This window comes from Niallia sp. FSL R7-0648 (genome assembly GCF_038007005.1).
GTDB lineage: Bacteria > Bacillota > Bacilli > Bacillales > Cytobacillaceae > Niallia > Niallia circulans.
In genome coordinates this window covers 2,300,206-2,315,558 of the sequence record NZ_JBBOWE010000001.1, presented here as the reverse complement: position 1 = coordinate 2,315,558, position 15,353 = coordinate 2,300,206, and the positions used below count along the sequence as shown (strand labels likewise).

Below are 15,353 nucleotides of genomic sequence, written 5' to 3'. Positions count from 1 at the left end.
CTTTAGAATCATAAGATAGTAGAGAAATATTAAAAGACGTTATTTTAGAGCTAAATAATCGGTGTGAATTAGTGTTAAAATAAAAAACTTTAAAAAAGTAAAATTATATCATACATAGGAGTTGGGAATATTGGCGATTAATTTGCAAAAAGGTCAGAGAGTTGATTTAACAAAAGGGAATCCAGGATTAAGCAGAATTTTAATTGGACTTGGTTGGGATCCTGTTCAACAAAATAAGGGCGGGGGCTTATTCGGTTCTCTTTTTGGTGGAGGACAGGCAGCAAGTATTGACTGTGATGCATCTGTAATTATGGTAAATGAACAAGGAAAGGTTCAAGCAAATAGTGATGTTATTTATTTTGGCAATTTAAAAAGTCGCGATGGCAGTGTAATCCATTCAGGCGATAATTTAACAGGTGACGGGGATGGAGATGATGAACAAATCCGCGTTGATTTAAGTAAAGTTCCTGCACATATACATAAACTCATATTTGTTGTTAATATTTATGATGCAGTAAAAAGAAGACAAGATTTTGGAATGATTCAAAATGCCTTTATTCGAATTGTTAACCCATTGACGAATCAATCACTTATTCACTACAATTTATCAGATGATTATGCAGGGAAAACTAGTGTAATAGCTGGAGAATTATACAGACATGGACAGGATTGGAAGTTTGCGGCTGTTGGCACAGGTACAAATGCTGGTAGTTTAGGAGAGTTGGTTAAATCGTTTTCATGATAGGGGTAAAGCAATAGTAATTTGAGGATCCATCTATTATTTGACGAGGGAGGAATAGAAATTGAGTATTAATCTTTCTAAAGGACAACGAATTGATTTAACTAAAACAAATCCAGGCTTAACAAGAGCAATTATTGGATTAGGCTGGGATATTAACCAATATGACGGTGGGGCTGGCTTTGATTTAGATGCATCGGCATTTATGGCCGATGACAATGGGAAAGTGATAAATGATGTGGATTTTATCTTCTATAATAATCTTATTCATCCTAGCGGCGGTGTGGAACATACAGGTGATAACCGTACAGGAGAAGGCGATGGGGATGACGAGCAAATCATTATCGATTTCACAAAAATCCCTGCACATGTAAGCAAAATTGGGATTGCAGTAACCATCCATGACGCTGAAGCAAGAAGACAAAATTTTGGACAAGTTTCAAATGCATTTGTTCGCGTTGTAAATGAAGATAATAATATGGAGATTCTCCGATTTGATCTAGGGGAAGATTTTTCAGTTGAAACAGCTGTGATTGTATGCGAACTTTATAAACATGGCGGAGAATGGAAATTTAACGCAATAGGTAGCGGCTTTTCTGGAGGACTTGCTGCACTATGTCGGAATTATGGTTTAGAGGTTTAATGAGGAAAACTATTAAAATTTTGTCTTGATTTTTCTCCTTGCTGACATATGTCCAAAAGAGTGAACATAGAAGTATGCGGTGATTTCTCTATGTTTTATTCTTTTGGATTTTTTTAGGAATTCTTACCCAATATTAACTAGTATTTTGCGTTGACTCCCCATGATATAATTTTAATAGATTAGTATATTCTTATCCGATGAATGAGTAATGGATAAAAAGTGCAGTCGGTTTATTGGGGAGGAAGAGGGATGAGATGGCTCAAAAGATTGGCACCAGTAGGAATGATAGCAGCAACCAGTATTCTTATGGGAAACTCACAGCTTCCAAATAATGAAACATACTTAAAAAATCTGTCTGATTTAACAGTTGTTAAAGCACATCTTTCCACCGATGCAAAAGAAAATTTAGGGAATATTATTATACTGCCTGATGCGAAGTTTGACCAAACAGAAGCAGCTACTATAATTGAAAGATTAAATAAGTTACCTCCTACGCTATTAAATAAGATACAATCTAGTGGAATAAAGGTGAAATTATTTACAGGTAAATTAACAGATAATAAAACGGCACAGAAATTCGCTGGTATTATTCCTAGAGGATACACCTCCCAAAAACCATGGGATGATGTACCTGGTATTGGGGGAGGCAAGGTTGTGCTAGTGAAGATTGGCGCAAGCGAAAAGGGAAAAGGTCATAGTTCAGTTAATTTAGAGTATCATGAATTAGCCCATTCTATTGACTATAAAATTTTAAAATATGGAAGTAAAACAGAAGGATATAAAGCAATATGGAATGAAGAAAAAAGTAGACTATTTCCAACTAGACAATATTTTCTACAATATGCGGAAGAATATTTCGCCGAAACATTTGCTATGTTTTATGTTGGTGGAACGGAAAAGGAAAAACTTTTTGAGTATGCTCCAAAAACATATCATTATATCGCTTCTATTCAATAGCTTGATTAATAAAAAAAGGGTGTTTAAAAAATGAGACAATATTTAGATCTATGTGAACACATTTTAACAAATGGTGTAAAAAAAGAAGATCGTACAGGAACTGGAACCATTAGTACGTTCGGATATCAAATGCGCTTCGATCTTTCCGAAGGTTTTCCTTTAATTACGACAAAAAAGCTTCATTTACGTTCAATTATCCATGAATTACTTTGGTTTTTAAATGGTGATACTAATGTGAAATACTTACAAGATAATAATGTCCGCATTTGGAATGAATGGGCAGATGAAAAAGGGGATTTAGGTCCTGTTTATGGTCATCAGTGGCGTTCGTGGACGACAAGAGAAGGGAATACAATTGACCAAATTTCGGAATTAATTCATGCCATCAAAACAAATCCTGAGTCAAGAAGACTAATAGTGAGTGCTTGGAATGTAGGAGATATTGAGAAAATGGCATTACCACCTTGTCATTGTTTATTTCAATTTTATGTAGCAGAAGGCAAATTATCTTGTCAATTGTATCAGCGATCAGCAGATGTATTTCTAGGAGTGCCTTTTAATATAGCTTCCTACGCCTTACTAACACATATGATTGCACAAGTTTGTGATTTAGAGGTAGGAGAATTCGTGCATTCATTTGGTGACGTTCATATTTATACGAACCATATTGAGCAAGTAAAGCTGCAGCTTACGAGAGATCCTAAGCCGTTGCCACAGTTGAAAATTAACCCAAATGTAAAAGATATCTTCTCATTCGAATTTGATGATTTTGAAATTATCAATTATGAAGCCCATCCTCATATTAAAGGAGCAGTAAGCGTATGATTTCTTTAATTGTTGCCATGGATCGTAACAATGTAATAGGAGTAAATAATCAATTACCTTGGCATTTGCCGAATGATTTAAAGTATTTCAAAAGAATAACAACTGGGCATCCAATCGTAATGGGTAGAAAAACAAGGGATTCAATTGGCAGAAATTTGCCTAATCGTGAAAATGTCATCATAACGAGAAATTCTGCCTATCAGTGTGAAGGCTGCACGATTCTCCATTCTATTCAAGATTTTTATGAGTGGTGCAAAGAGAAACAGACTGAGGAAATTTTTATTATTGGCGGAGCGGAGCTTTTTGCAGAAACAATTAAGAAAACAGATAGATTGTATTTAACACAAATTGATCATGAATTTTCAGGAGATACCTTTTTTCCGGCATTAAATTGGCAGGAATGGAAGCTGGTAAGTGAAAAAAAAGGGGAAGTTGATGACCAAAATATTTACCCGCATACCTTTTTAGTTTATGAGAGAGTGTGAGAAGGGAAAGATATTTGTTTCCGTTCTGCTACAGACACTCTACCACCTATGCGAATTGAGTAAGCTTGATCTCTGTGTGGGCTATATAAAGCGTTTCTACATCCCGCAGAGAGTAGCTCCATTACACTTCATTTTAAAGTTAATAAAAAAGCCAAACAGTTATACGACAAACTTTCGTATATTGTTTGGCTTTATTTCTAGACAAGATACTTATATCCCATCCTCTTATTTACTAATAGTGTATTTTATTCACTTTTATCTATACATAAAGATACACACAAAAATACATTAAAGCACTCCCTGCTAATACGAATAGGTGCCAAATAGCGTGGAAGTAGGGAATCTTTTGCATGACATAGAAGATGCTTCCGATCGTATATAAAAGCCCGCCGCCTACGAGAAGCATAAAACCAGTTGTGCCAATGGCATGATATAACGGGACAATAGCCATTACAATCAGCCAGCCCATAATAACGTACAAGATGGTGGAAGTAACTATATATTTTTTTACATAATAACATTTAAAGACAATACCAATAATGGCCAAAGCCCATACGATTCCAAATAGTGTCCAGCCTAACCCGCCACGGATAGCAACTAAAACAAAAGGAGTATAGGTACCTGCGATTAAAAGATATATAGAAGAATGATCGAGTATCTCGAAAAAGTCCTTCACTTTCTCATGGGTAATGCTATGCAATAGGGTGGAGCATAAATATAGGATAATCATGGTTGCTCCAAAGATAGAGAAACTGACGATTCTCCATGGGTTATCTGTTTCAACAGCATTAATGATCAGCATCACTAATGCAGGTATACTTAAAAGAAAGCCAATCCCGTGGGTAATACTATTTGCAATCTCTTCTTTTAATGAGAAATCTTTAATCGAAAAATTCATAATTTTATTCACTCCTTATCCCCTAATTGTAATGGATTTCTTTCATAAAAACAAACAATTGCCGAATACGCTGCAATCAGATAATTTTACGTGGTCAAAAAAGTTTAAAAAAAATGAAAATTTAAAATTTTGTTAGTGATAAAAGAATAATTCATGATATAATGTACAAATTAAAATGGTTAGAAATGAGGGTGTGGAAATGGAACAAAATGTAATGAAAAAATGGGTGCAATTGGAGGATATTATTATTGCATACCAAGGTATTAAAGACATAGTAGCCCATACTCCCTTACAAAAAAATTATCGGTTATCCGAAAAATATGATTGCAACATTTATTTAAAAAGGGAAGATTTACAGCATGTTCGTTCCTTCAAACTAAGAGGAGCATTTTATTCCATGAAGATGCTGGAAAAAGAGAAAATGAAAAATGGCGTAGTATGTGCAAGTGCAGGGAATCATGCACAAGGAGTGGCCTATTCTTGTCGTTATTTAAATGTGCATGGAAAAATATTTATGCCTGCAACAACTCCAAAGCAAAAGGTCACACAAGTTAAAATGTTTGGCAAAGAAAATGTAGAAATTGTTTTAATAGGGGATACTTTCGATGATTCATATGTAGAAGCAGTAGCGTGTGCAGAAGCGGAAGAAAGAGCATTTATCCATCCATTTAATGATGAAAATGTTATTGCTGGTCAAGGGACAATGGCAATCGAAATGATGAATGATATTGATGTCCCGATTGATTTTGTGTTTGCAAGTATCGGTGGCGGTGGCTTAATGGCAGGGTTAAGTACATACATGAAAAGCGTTTCTCCAGCAACGAAAATGATTGGTGTAGAACCAGCTGGTGCCCCTTCGATGAAGGAAGCCTTAATTAGAAATAAAGTAGTAACATTAAATAAAATTGATAAATTTGTAGATGGGGCAGCAGTCAAGAGTGTTGGACAAAAGAATTTTGAAATTTGCAGAGATTATGTAGATGATATCGTGTTAGTGCCTGAAGGCAAAGTATGTACATCTATTTTGTCTTTATATAATGAGCATGCCATAGTCGCTGAACCAGCTGGAGCTCTTCCAGTTGCTGCGCTAGACTTGTATAAGGAAAAAATAAAAGGCAAAAATGTTGTGGTTGTCATTAGTGGTGGTAATAATGACATTGATCGCATGCAGGATATTAAAGAACGCTCTTTATTATATGAAGGTTTATTATATCACTTTATTGTTAATTTTCCACAAAGAGCAGGTGCACTAAGAGAGTTTTTAGATGATGTTTTGGGACCTGATGACGATATTGTTCGATTTGAATACGTCAAAAAGAATAATAAGGAAAGTGGTCCTGCACTTGTAGGTTTAGAACTGAAAAATAGGGATGATTACAGAGAATTAATTGAACGAATGGATAAAAAAGGATTTCCGTATACGGAAGTGAATAGAGATTCTAACTTATTCCATTTACTGGTCTAATCCATCTAATATGGCCATGCGCGTTGTTATTGAGCGCATGGTTTTTTGAGCATGCATTTACTTTTTAAAGCGTTTTGAGTTCAGTTATTTCGTCAGAGATTGTGATGCGATTCACAGGTTACGAAATGCTTAATTTGTGGTATAGTGGATAATAGATGCTCAAAAAAATACAAAGCAGCATAGGAATATAATAAAAATAAATGTATAATAAAGTAAGCGCTTAATTGAAAAATGAATGATTAATAGGAAGTGTGAAATGAAAAAAATCAAAATTGTAACAGATTCAACGGTAGATTTATCACAAGAAATTTTAGAAAAATATGAAATTGAGGTAGTATCTTTATCTATTTATGTTGATAACAAATCATATTTGGATCGAGTAGATATTTCACCAGCGGAATTTATCGATAAGATGATAGCAGCAGATGAGCTACCTAAAACCTCCCAGCCATCTGTTGGCACTTTTGTGGAAAAATATGATGAACTTGCAGACGAAGGCTTTGATATAATTTCCATTCATATGACTGGTGGAATGAGTGGGACAGTAGAATCAGCTAAAAGTGCCAGCCAATTAACAAAGGCAACCGTCTTTGTTGTAGACTCAGAATTTATTTCTAAAGGTTTATCTTTTCAAGTATTAGAAGCAGCCGAAATGGTAAAAAACGGGCATAACGCAGCCGAAATTTTGCAAAGATTAAATCATGTGAAAAAACATACGAAACTTTTTGTTGTAGTAGATACATTAGAGAATTTAATGAAGGGCGGAAGAATAGGAAAAGGGAAAGCGTTTCTAGGTTCTTTATTAAATATTAAACCCATTGCAACTCTAGAGGACGGTGTATATACACCTGTAGCAAAGGTACGAAGTCGTTCACAAGCAGTGAAATATTTAGCTAATGCCTTTGCGGAAGACAGCATAGGAAAAAAGATCAAAGGGGTAGGCATTACACACGCTGGCAGCCTAGATGTTGCGCTTAAATTGAAAGAAGCAATAGAAAAGGCTACTGGTTTTAATAGAGTTGATATTGACTATACAACTCCTATCATTTCCACCCATACGGGACCAGGGGCAATCGGGTTTAGCTATTATATGGAATAATCATTCTTTTCAGCAAAAGGCAGATTGCTGCTCGACAAAAAGAATGTTGTGGGTTATAGGAATATAAAAACAATAAAAGCCAAACAATCATAGGAACATCCTGTGATTGTTTGGCTTTTTCTGTCTAAATAAGTTATATCTGAAACACTTTGATTTTGTGAGGATAAATGTAGAATCCTCTTATTCATTAGAAGGAAAGAGCAATTCATACCTCCTCTTTTTTTAAAATTAGTGAATTAAAAAAATGGGGTAATTAAAGGGAATTTAAGTGAAAATGTCGAATCAACATATAAATTAAGATAACGAACATAAATAACGATATATAATTCAATTGTAATTGGGAGAAGTAGTTTCAAGTATAGTATGTCTTTTGTAACCAAGGAATATAAGAAATAGGTGGCCAGTATGATAAAAAAATATAATACTATTCCGTTTGCAAATAAATATCAAGTTGTTTCTTTTTTTCTGCCCTTTTTTCTTCTCATGCTTTTTGTAACATTCATATTCTATTACCAGTATAAAGAGTGGAAGACATATTTTGAAAAGGATGGGGAAGAAATTTTAACATTATTAAGTGATAATGTTTCCTTGCATATGGGTGAATCGAAAAGGACTGATTCTAAGCAACTACTTCATAATATAATCAACTCTCCAGATTTTAATAAAAGCATTTTGGAAATAAAGGAACGCATTTATATATCGGTATTAGCAGAAAATGAGAAGCAAAATCATATAGCTGTTATCTCACAGCAAAATCAAAAAATAGGAATTCATTATGTTGATAGACTAGCAGAAAATATAATGCCTGTATATAAGAGAACAATTACTATGCATGAAGTTCAGCACAGTAGCATATACAAACTTAATAAAGACCATTATAAGAGTTCCTTCATTCCTATTTATGATAAAAAAGGCCATTTGGTGGGCGTTATTGGAATGGAAAGGAAACTCAATGACCAGTTCTATTTTCTGAAAAAACTCGCACTTCAAATGATATTTTTCTTTTTAATTAGCTTTATCTTTCTGTTTATTTATATAAGAAACTGGTTAAATAAAATCCTTCACCCTATTAACAAAATGATGGTAGGTTTGAATGAAATAAGTGGTGGGAATTTTGATGTTAAAATGGAGATAAATGAGAACTCAGAATTACAAGGGTTGATGAAAAATTATAATGAAGTTGTTGCTAATCTTGCGTCTCTTTTCTATCGTTTAACCAATACTGCAAAAGAGCTTGGAACAATATCAAAGGATTTTCAACTAACTACAATGGAAGAAGCACTTATGCAAATGGATAATATTGTAGATTACTTGAAAATGAATAAGGAATTACAAAGAGCGGAGAAAATGAATGCAGTTGGTCAGCTTGCTGCATCTGTTGCTCATGAAATAAGAAATCCGATGACTGTCGTCAAAGGTTTTTTGCAAATTTTTTATGCAAAAGAACATATGAGTGAAGAAGAAAGAACATATATTAAATTAATGATTGAGGAAATGAATCGCGCAGAAACAATTATTAATGATTATTTATCTTTAGCAAAGCCTGATGTGGAACAATCACAAAAGGTTGATGGAGCAGCATTGGCAAATAAAGTCATTGACTTAATGCACTCTTATGCAATGATGGGCAAAGGTATTCACTTTAAAAAAAATATTCAAAAAGTATACCTAGAAGCTAATAATAATGAATTAAAGCAAGTACTTATAAATATTTTAAAAAATGCAATTGAAGCAATGAAAAATGGAGGAACGATAACTATTAACCTTTATCCAGTAAAGAAATATGGGGTATTTGAAATAGAGGATACTGGAATAGGAATGACAGAAGAAGAGATAAACCGATTAGGTACTGCATTTTATTCGTTAAAAGAAAAGGGGACTGGGATGGGTTTAATGGTTTGTTATCAGATGGTTGAGCAGATGAAAGGACATATTGAAGTACAAAGCGAAAAAGGAAGGGGCACGTTATTTAGAATTTTCATCCCTCTCTATCTTAATGAGTAAAAAAAGTAATTCTCCTTACATATGGATGAATTTAGAGTTTCCTAAAAGAAAAAGTTTAAATAAGAGAATTTTTTACTTATTTCGCAGTGATTAGGATGCATATTGGGAGCTTATTGGAAAAAAATAAGTGCATAAATTCATTTCGAATTCTCTTCAATATGCTATACTATAAAAAATGAAGGTAGGTGAAAAGATGAAAAAACCATTTACCTTTCTTGTTTTATTATTTTCTCTTTTAATGCTTGTTTCCTGCTCCAATCAGACACTCTATAATACAGAAAAAGATATGGTAGTTTTGAATAAAAAGGATATACCAGTCAGTTTTTTACCAAAAGAATTAGCAATAGTATCTGTTGGAGATTCTCTCACACAAGGTGTTGGTGACAGCACTGGAAAAGGGGGATATATTCCATATCTGCAAACTTTACTTGAAGAAACTAAAGGAGTAAATAAGGCAGATTTTTTGAATTATGGGGTAAGAGGCAACAGGTCCGATCAGTTATTAAAAAGAATTAAAACAGAGGAAGTTAGTGAGTCAATTAAAAAAGCAGATGGTGTAATTATTACTATTGGTGGAAATGATATTATGAAAGTTGTACGAAATAATATTACCAATTTGCAAATGGATTCTTTTAAGGCACAATTAAGCGAATATGAAGATAATCTAAATAATGTTTTGGCTAGTATACGAGAATACAATCCTAAAGCTGTCGTAATAGTAGTTGGGGTCTATAACCCATTTATCAAGATGTTTTCCGATATCAAAGAAATGAATCAAATTGTGGCCGATTGGAATAGTACAAGTGAAAGGGTATTAGCAAAATATGAGCATACATATTTCGTGAGTATCGAGAATATTTTTGAAAATCCAACATCAGATTTACTTTATGAAGATTATTTTCATCCTAATGACAAGGGATATCAGCTTATTGCTGAAGCCATCTATGAAAAGATGTTAACAGCGCCACTAGCTGATATACTGGAGAATTTGCAGACGGAGAATTGAGGAGAAAAGGTTGTTTAAGAACAAGTGGAAACTAGCATTTTTAACATTAGCAGGTGTTCTTGTACTTGGTATCATTTATATAGCGATAATGATATTTAAACCAGTTGAGAAGACACCGATATTAAAGCAGCAAGGAGAAGAAGTTCCATTTGCTGTTACAACAAATCGTGAGGATTTGACGAAGCTAATTAATCATTTTCTAGAAAAAGAAGGACTTAATGGTCCGATTCATTATGAAATAAATATAGCGGATCAAGTAGAGCTATATGGTACGATGCCGATTTTTCAAACAGATATTCAAATGAAATTAACCTTTGAACCAATAGCATTAGAAGATGGGGATTTATTATTAAAACAAAAAGAAATAAGTATTGGTCATCTGCCGTTACCCGTATCTTATGTAATGAATTTCATTGAAAATCAATATAATTTTCCAGATTGGGTTGATATTCAGCCAAATGAAGAAGAAATATATGTTCATTTAACTAAGATGGACTTGAAAAACGGAATGTTAGTAGAGGCGAAAACATTTGATTTAGAGCAAAATATAATTCAATTTAATTTATTGCTGCCAACTGAATAAGTAATGTATGAAAGGCTATTTCTAAAAAGTCTCCTATCCCAAATGTAAATGGATTAATGGTGGGAGATTTTGAGAATAGCCTCTTTATGCTAACAGGAAAAAATTAATAATTCACAAGTTTTTTCATCGGTTCCTTCGACAATAAATCCACTATATGTTTTATCGGCTTCTAATTGGAGAGCAGGAAATTTCTTTAATACTTCCTTTGTTTCTGTATTTCTTGCTTCTAAATAGACAGTCATTGGAAACAATCCTAAATAAGAACTTGCTCCTCTATAAGGAATGGATGGAAATACGATATCTCCTTTTTGAACGGCGATATCAATGGTTGGCAGGTTTTCTGCCAGTTGAATAATTCGTAGTTTTGTTTCGTTTGCTGGTACAATTGGAAATTCAGGAAATGAATGTATTGTGAGGTTTCTTTCATTGCCAGCAAGAGCAAAAGTATGATATGCATTACAATCAATATTCAATATTTGACTGGATAATGGATCTATCTCCTTCCCAGTTTCATATATATCCAGTTGATATTTTCCAGCAGGCAATGTTAATTCATTGCTCATCGTTTTAAAGGATACTTCTCTTAACAGACATATACCATTCATGTAAATATCAACAGCAGGCAAGTTATTAGTGCCTTGTAAAAACCTGACTTTCCCATATTCATTTTGCCTCTGGATGTCCGAGACAATAGCAGACTTACTTTCCTTCTTTAAAGCATGGGTTAAGCTTTGAAGATGCTTATGATAATAATATACATGTAATTCAGGATTCGTATATTTATAGTAATCACTTAATACGTTATACATTCCAGCTTCTTGGATGGAGTGAAAATGATCTCTTGTCATGGAACTTCCCCCTAATATTCATAATTCTCTTACTTTCCATTACGATTTAAAAGTAAATCCAGCTTGACAGATGAAGAAAAGAGTCTTCTGAAAATAGAATATGCTAAAGATTAGGGAGAGTGCCTAATAAAATAGGCTTTACAATTTAAATGAATATTTATATAATAAAATTAATAAGTGAAAGGGGCTGATGTCTTATGAGTAACAATACATTTTTTAAATCGTTTATTCATATAGCATACAGCCCAAACGGTTACGTCAATAAATGAGTATTTGTCATCTATAGATAGAGGATAAGTTCTTATGTGGAGACTTCTAAATGTTTGTAGGGAAACCATGGGCTGTATGCACCATGGTTTTTTAATTTACAAATATTTGGAGGTCTATACATGGAATTAACCCAGATTGGTTTTAACGAAACTATCAAAGAAGCGTTTGAAATGGTTGCAAAGGAAAATCAAATAATTGGCAGAATTTCTTTAGAACACAAAAGAATGTATCGAGTGTGGACGGAATATGGTGAGCTTTTATGTGAAGTATCCGGAAAATTAGCATACACTGCACAGTCAAGAGAAGAATTACCCGCAGTTGGCGATTGGGTGATTGTTTCGCCGAGAATTCTTGAAGAAAAAGGAACCATTATAAACATATTACCTCGAGTAAGCAAATTTTCTAGAAAAGTAGCAGGTAATAGTACCGAAGAACAAATAGTAGCAGCCAATGTTGATACTATTTTCTTAGTTAATTCATTGAATGAAGATTTAAACATAAGAAGAATAGAACGCTATTTAACTTTAACATGGGAAAGTGGAGCAAGACCGGTCATTGTTTTAACGAAAGCGGATTTAGTAGATGATATTAGTGAAAAAGTCACTTTAGTAGAATCAGTAGCTTTTGGTATTCCTATTATAGTAGTAAGTATTGTAAATAACATTGGATTAGAAACGTTGACAACATTTCTTTCTCCTGGAAAGACAGTCGCTTTATTAGGTTCATCTGGTGTCGGGAAATCTACTTTAACAAATTATCTATGCGGATACAATAAACAGGAAGTCCAAGGAATTAGAGAGTCCGATGCAAAGGGAAGACATACTACTACAAATCGAGAGATGGTTTTGTTGCCGAATAGTGCAGTATTAATTGATACTCCAGGAATGAGGGAGCTGCAATTATGGAATAGTGAAGAGGGTATTTCTAATAGTTTTTCTGAAATAGAAGAATTTGCAGCATATTGTAAATTCCGAGATTGTCAGCATGAAAAGGAAATTGGCTGCGCAGTAAAGCTTGCTATTGAAAATGGGAAAATCGAAGAAGAACGATTACTTAGCTATAAAAAGCTGTTAAGAGAACTGGCTTTTCTTGAGAGACGACAAGATAAAAAAGCACAATCAGATCAAAAGAAAATATGGAAAAATAGGAATAAACAATTTAAGAAGATGTAGTTACTTGATTGTTTTTATAAAAAGTCCCTTGGTCTTATGAATCAGGGGATTTACGTTTCTTTTAGAGACTTAATTTTTGCATATTTCTCTTATAAACATTAAGCTAATAGTGTGAAATCATGGAGATAAGGGAATAAAAAAGAGGAGAAAGTTATTTAGGGGGGTATAGATGTGAAGGAAAATGTAAAAGTGGCAACATTTGCAGGAGGATGTTTCTGGTGTATGGTTAAGCCTTTTGATCAGGAGCCAGGGATTATCAAAGTTGTTTCTGGGTATACAGGAGGACATAAAGAGAATCCAACCTATAAAGAAGTTTGTTCTGAAACGACGGGACATTATGAAGCAGTCCAAATTACATATGATCCAGATGTTTTTTCATATGAAAATTTGCTTAGTATTTATTGGCAGCAAATTGATCCAACTGATGCAGGGGGGCAATTCTATGATCGCGGTCAATCCTATCAAACAGCAATCTTTTACCATAGTGAGGAACAAAAGCAAGCAGCTGAAATATCTAAACAACAATTAGAATCAAGTGGTAGATTTAGTAAACCGATTGTAACAAAAATTCTTCCAGCATCTACTTTTTATCCTGCGGAGGATTATCACCAGGATTATTACAGAAAGAATCCTGAACATTATAATCGTTATCATATTGGATCAGGACGTGCAGCATATATTCAAGAGAATTGGAGAGATGAGTAATGGAAAAAGACAAACTAAAAGAAAAATTAACACCCATACAATATGAAGTAACACAAAACAATGGAACAGAACCACCATTTCGTAATGAATATTGGGATGAATTTGGTGATGGGATTTATGTCGATATTGTTTCAGGAAAACCATTATTCAGTTCCCTTGATAAATATGATGCTGGCTGTGGATGGCCAAGTTTTACAAAGCCAATTGATGAAGAAGAATTAACGGAAAAGAAAGACACTAGTCATGGAATGATACGCACAGAAGTGAGAAGTAAGGAGGCTGATTCTCATCTTGGTCACGTATTTAATGATGGTCCGCAACCTACAGGCTTACGATACTGCATGAATTCAGCAGCGATGAAGTTTATACCAAAAGAAGAATTGGAAGAAAAAGGATATGGTAAGTATTTAAGTTTATTTAGATAATAGAAGAAAGGGGGATGCCATGATAGGTATCCCCCTTTCTTCAAGGAAGTATTTTTGCTAATTAGTGATAATAGAAGATATTTGGATCAAATGTTGATCGGTTATATTATATCTTGATTTATGTGCGGAAATTTGAAAAGTAACCTTATGATCCGTATTTTTTAGACCGCTAGTGACATAGAGTGATCTTTCTTTTTTAAATGGCCACCATGTGGAAATAGTAGTTACATAGTTATTGTCTATAAATACATCCATCATTCCACCCTTTTCACTTCTGATTACGTTTACTCCTAAAAAAGAACCACTAAAATGATATTCAATATTTGCGCCAATTTTACCGGATGTATAATAACCATCTTTTTTTCGGAAAGAAGGGTCGATTGAATCAATAGGATAACTGGTTTTCATCTTCAAACTAGATACCTCATTAACAGGTATAGTAGAAGTCAGTACTTTCTTTTTATTGTGAATTGCTTTTTGCAGCGTATTAACGACTTCTTGAGCATATAGATAATATCCATAGTCATTTGGGTGTACAAGATCATTTGTTAATCGTTCAGTTGATAATCTAGATTCTCGAAAAGGAATTCTCATATCAATATTTGTTGCATAAAAGTTTTTAGATATCTGTTTTATAACGTTCACAAAGTCCTCATTATCTAGACTGCTTTCTGTAATTGTTATTAATTCTGCATCAGGATAACGGAGGACAACCTCTTCTAACAAAGACTGATAAAAGAAATAAAATTGCTTATCATCCATATATTTTCGATCATTTTCTCCAAATACAATAAATACTAAATCAATATTTTTAGATAAACTATTTTTCAATTTATATAATCCTTCAAATGCAGTGGCTCCGCTTTGTACTACTAACTGTTTTTTAAATGAGCCTCCATATTTTTCTGTTAAGCTCCTTTCCATAAGGTGAAACCATTTTCGATGATTGTTGCTTGCCCCTGAACTCCTGCCAATACTATCGCCTACAATTAAATAGTTCACTTGTTTTCCATCCGTAATTTTTTTGTAAACATTTCTTTTCGGTTGTTCAGAATGAACTAATGCATATGCCATGCTGGTTATGACAATAAAAATAAGAGAGTAAATAAAATATTTCAATCCTTTTTTCATTTTTCTATTTTCTTACCCTCCTTATTAATTAACGAATATCCTGTTCATTAAATTACCCTACAGAAATACAAGGTAACCAGTAATTTTATTGTATTTTG

Annotated in this window: 16 protein-coding genes; 13 read left to right on the top strand and 3 right to left on the bottom strand. The window is 33.6% G+C overall.

Annotation, left to right across the window (positions count from 1 at the left end):
- Positions 1-130 precede the first annotated feature (130 nt).
- The 5 genes from NSQ89_RS11210 (at position 131) to NSQ89_RS11190 (ending at position 3,649) form a co-directional block, all read left to right on the top strand.
- Positions 131-742: a TerD family protein gene (locus NSQ89_RS11210; protein ID WP_047940448.1), complete on the top strand. Its 612-nt coding sequence runs from the start codon at positions 131-133 to the stop codon at positions 740-742.
- A 61-nt stretch (positions 743-803) separates the two neighbouring features.
- Positions 804-1,382: a TerD family protein gene (locus NSQ89_RS11205; RefSeq protein ID WP_047940449.1), complete on the top strand. Its 579-nt coding sequence runs from the start codon at positions 804-806 to the stop codon at positions 1,380-1,382.
- Positions 1,383-1,631: 249 nt separating this feature from the next.
- The gene (locus tag NSQ89_RS11200; RefSeq protein WP_061796437.1) at positions 1,632-2,339 is read left to right on the top strand and encodes an anthrax toxin lethal factor-related metalloendopeptidase; all 708 of its coding nucleotides are present in this window, start codon (positions 1,632-1,634) and stop codon (positions 2,337-2,339) included.
- Between the two features lie 30 nt (positions 2,340-2,369).
- Positions 2,370-3,164: a thymidylate synthase gene (locus NSQ89_RS11195; RefSeq protein WP_341132627.1), complete on the top strand. Its 795-nt coding sequence runs from the start codon at positions 2,370-2,372 to the stop codon at positions 3,162-3,164.
- Positions 3,161-3,649 carry a dihydrofolate reductase gene (locus tag NSQ89_RS11190; protein WP_047940452.1) on the top strand — a complete coding sequence of 163 codons (489 nt, stop codon included), beginning with the start codon at positions 3,161-3,163 and terminating at the stop codon, positions 3,647-3,649. Before NSQ89_RS11195 ends, NSQ89_RS11190 begins: the two co-directional genes overlap by 4 nt.
- A 259-nt stretch (positions 3,650-3,908) precedes the next feature.
- Here the strand turns inward: NSQ89_RS11190 and trhA are convergent, their stop codons facing one another.
- Positions 3,909-4,547 carry a PAQR family membrane homeostasis protein TrhA gene (trhA, locus tag NSQ89_RS11185; RefSeq protein WP_047940453.1) on the bottom strand — a complete coding sequence of 213 codons (639 nt, stop codon included), beginning with the start codon at positions 4,545-4,547 and terminating at the stop codon, positions 3,909-3,911.
- Positions 4,548-4,746: 199 nt separating this feature from the next.
- On the opposite strand from trhA, the gene ilvA reads away from it, so the two are divergent.
- The 5 genes from ilvA to NSQ89_RS11160 all read left to right on the top strand — a co-directional run bounded on the left by ilvA (position 4,747) and on the right by NSQ89_RS11160 (position 10,704).
- Positions 4,747-6,012 carry a threonine ammonia-lyase IlvA gene (ilvA, locus tag NSQ89_RS11180; RefSeq protein ID WP_047940454.1) on the top strand — a complete coding sequence of 422 codons (1,266 nt, stop codon included), beginning with the start codon at positions 4,747-4,749 and terminating at the stop codon, positions 6,010-6,012.
- A gap of 256 nt (positions 6,013-6,268) precedes the next feature.
- Positions 6,269-7,111, top strand: a complete 843-nt coding sequence (locus NSQ89_RS11175) for a DegV family protein (protein WP_047940455.1) — start codon at positions 6,269-6,271, stop codon at positions 7,109-7,111.
- A gap of 405 nt (positions 7,112-7,516) precedes the next feature.
- Positions 7,517-9,115 carry an ATP-binding protein gene (locus NSQ89_RS11170; protein ID WP_341132626.1) on the top strand — a complete coding sequence of 533 codons (1,599 nt, stop codon included), beginning with the start codon at positions 7,517-7,519 and terminating at the stop codon, positions 9,113-9,115.
- Between the two features lie 193 nt (positions 9,116-9,308).
- Positions 9,309-10,121 (top strand): SGNH/GDSL hydrolase family protein, encoded by an 813-nt coding sequence (locus NSQ89_RS11165; RefSeq protein WP_047940456.1) that lies wholly within the window; start codon positions 9,309-9,311, stop codon positions 10,119-10,121.
- Between the two features lie 10 nt (positions 10,122-10,131).
- Positions 10,132-10,704 carry a YpmS family protein gene (locus NSQ89_RS11160; RefSeq protein ID WP_341132625.1) on the top strand — a complete coding sequence of 191 codons (573 nt, stop codon included), beginning with the start codon at positions 10,132-10,134 and terminating at the stop codon, positions 10,702-10,704.
- 89 nt (positions 10,705-10,793) lie between these two features.
- Here the strand turns inward: NSQ89_RS11160 and NSQ89_RS11155 are convergent, their stop codons facing one another.
- Complete coding sequence (locus NSQ89_RS11155; RefSeq protein ID WP_341132624.1) at positions 10,794-11,552, bottom strand: DUF4397 domain-containing protein; 759 nt, start codon at positions 11,550-11,552, stop codon at positions 10,794-10,796.
- A 389-nt stretch (positions 11,553-11,941) separates the two neighbouring features.
- Between NSQ89_RS11155 and rsgA the strand changes: the two genes are divergently transcribed.
- The 3 genes from rsgA to msrB all read left to right on the top strand — a co-directional run bounded on the left by rsgA (position 11,942) and on the right by msrB (position 14,124).
- Positions 11,942-12,994 (top strand): ribosome small subunit-dependent GTPase A, encoded by a 1,053-nt coding sequence (rsgA, locus tag NSQ89_RS11150; RefSeq protein WP_341132623.1) that lies wholly within the window; start codon positions 11,942-11,944, stop codon positions 12,992-12,994.
- A gap of 171 nt (positions 12,995-13,165) precedes the next feature.
- Positions 13,166-13,699, top strand: coding sequence for a peptide-methionine (S)-S-oxide reductase MsrA (msrA, locus tag NSQ89_RS11145; RefSeq protein ID WP_082138222.1), 534 nt, complete (start codon positions 13,166-13,168; stop codon positions 13,697-13,699).
- The gene (gene msrB / locus NSQ89_RS11140) at positions 13,699-14,124 is read left to right on the top strand and encodes a peptide-methionine (R)-S-oxide reductase MsrB (RefSeq protein WP_047940460.1); all 426 of its coding nucleotides are present in this window, start codon (positions 13,699-13,701) and stop codon (positions 14,122-14,124) included. The genes msrA and msrB overlap by 1 nt, the downstream gene beginning before the upstream one ends.
- 57 nt (positions 14,125-14,181) lie before the next feature.
- Here the strand turns inward: msrB and NSQ89_RS11135 are convergent, their stop codons facing one another.
- The gene (locus NSQ89_RS11135) at positions 14,182-15,126 is read right to left on the bottom strand and encodes an SGNH/GDSL hydrolase family protein (protein WP_176474040.1); all 945 of its coding nucleotides are present in this window, start codon (positions 15,124-15,126) and stop codon (positions 14,182-14,184) included.
- Positions 15,127-15,353 lie beyond the last annotated feature (227 nt).

Excerpts from the sequence above, each read along its gene's own strand:
- NSQ89_RS11200 (WP_061796437.1), top strand. The coding sequence starts at position 1,632 with ATGAGATGGCTCAAAAGATTGGCACCAGTAGGAATGATAGCAGCAACC.
- NSQ89_RS11195 (WP_341132627.1), top strand. The coding sequence starts at position 2,370 with ATGAGACAATATTTAGATCTATGTGAACACATTTTAACAAATGGTGTA.
- NSQ89_RS11190 (WP_047940452.1), top strand. The coding sequence starts at position 3,161 with ATGATTTCTTTAATTGTTGCCATGGATCGTAACAATGTAATAGGAGTA.
- trhA (WP_047940453.1), bottom strand. The coding sequence starts at position 4,547 with ATGAATTTTTCGATTAAAGATTTCTCATTAAAAGAAGAGATTGCAAAT.
- ilvA (WP_047940454.1), top strand. The coding sequence starts at position 4,747 with ATGGAACAAAATGTAATGAAAAAATGGGTGCAATTGGAGGATATTATT.
- NSQ89_RS11175 (WP_047940455.1), top strand. The coding sequence starts at position 6,269 with ATGAAAAAAATCAAAATTGTAACAGATTCAACGGTAGATTTATCACAA.
- NSQ89_RS11170 (WP_341132626.1), top strand. The coding sequence starts at position 7,517 with ATGATAAAAAAATATAATACTATTCCGTTTGCAAATAAATATCAAGTT.
- NSQ89_RS11165 (WP_047940456.1), top strand. The coding sequence starts at position 9,309 with ATGAAAAAACCATTTACCTTTCTTGTTTTATTATTTTCTCTTTTAATG.
- NSQ89_RS11155 (WP_341132624.1), bottom strand. The coding sequence starts at position 11,552 with ATGACAAGAGATCATTTTCACTCCATCCAAGAAGCTGGAATGTATAAC.
- rsgA (WP_341132623.1), top strand. The coding sequence starts at position 11,942 with ATGGAATTAACCCAGATTGGTTTTAACGAAACTATCAAAGAAGCGTTT.
- msrB (WP_047940460.1), top strand. The coding sequence starts at position 13,699 with ATGGAAAAAGACAAACTAAAAGAAAAATTAACACCCATACAATATGAA.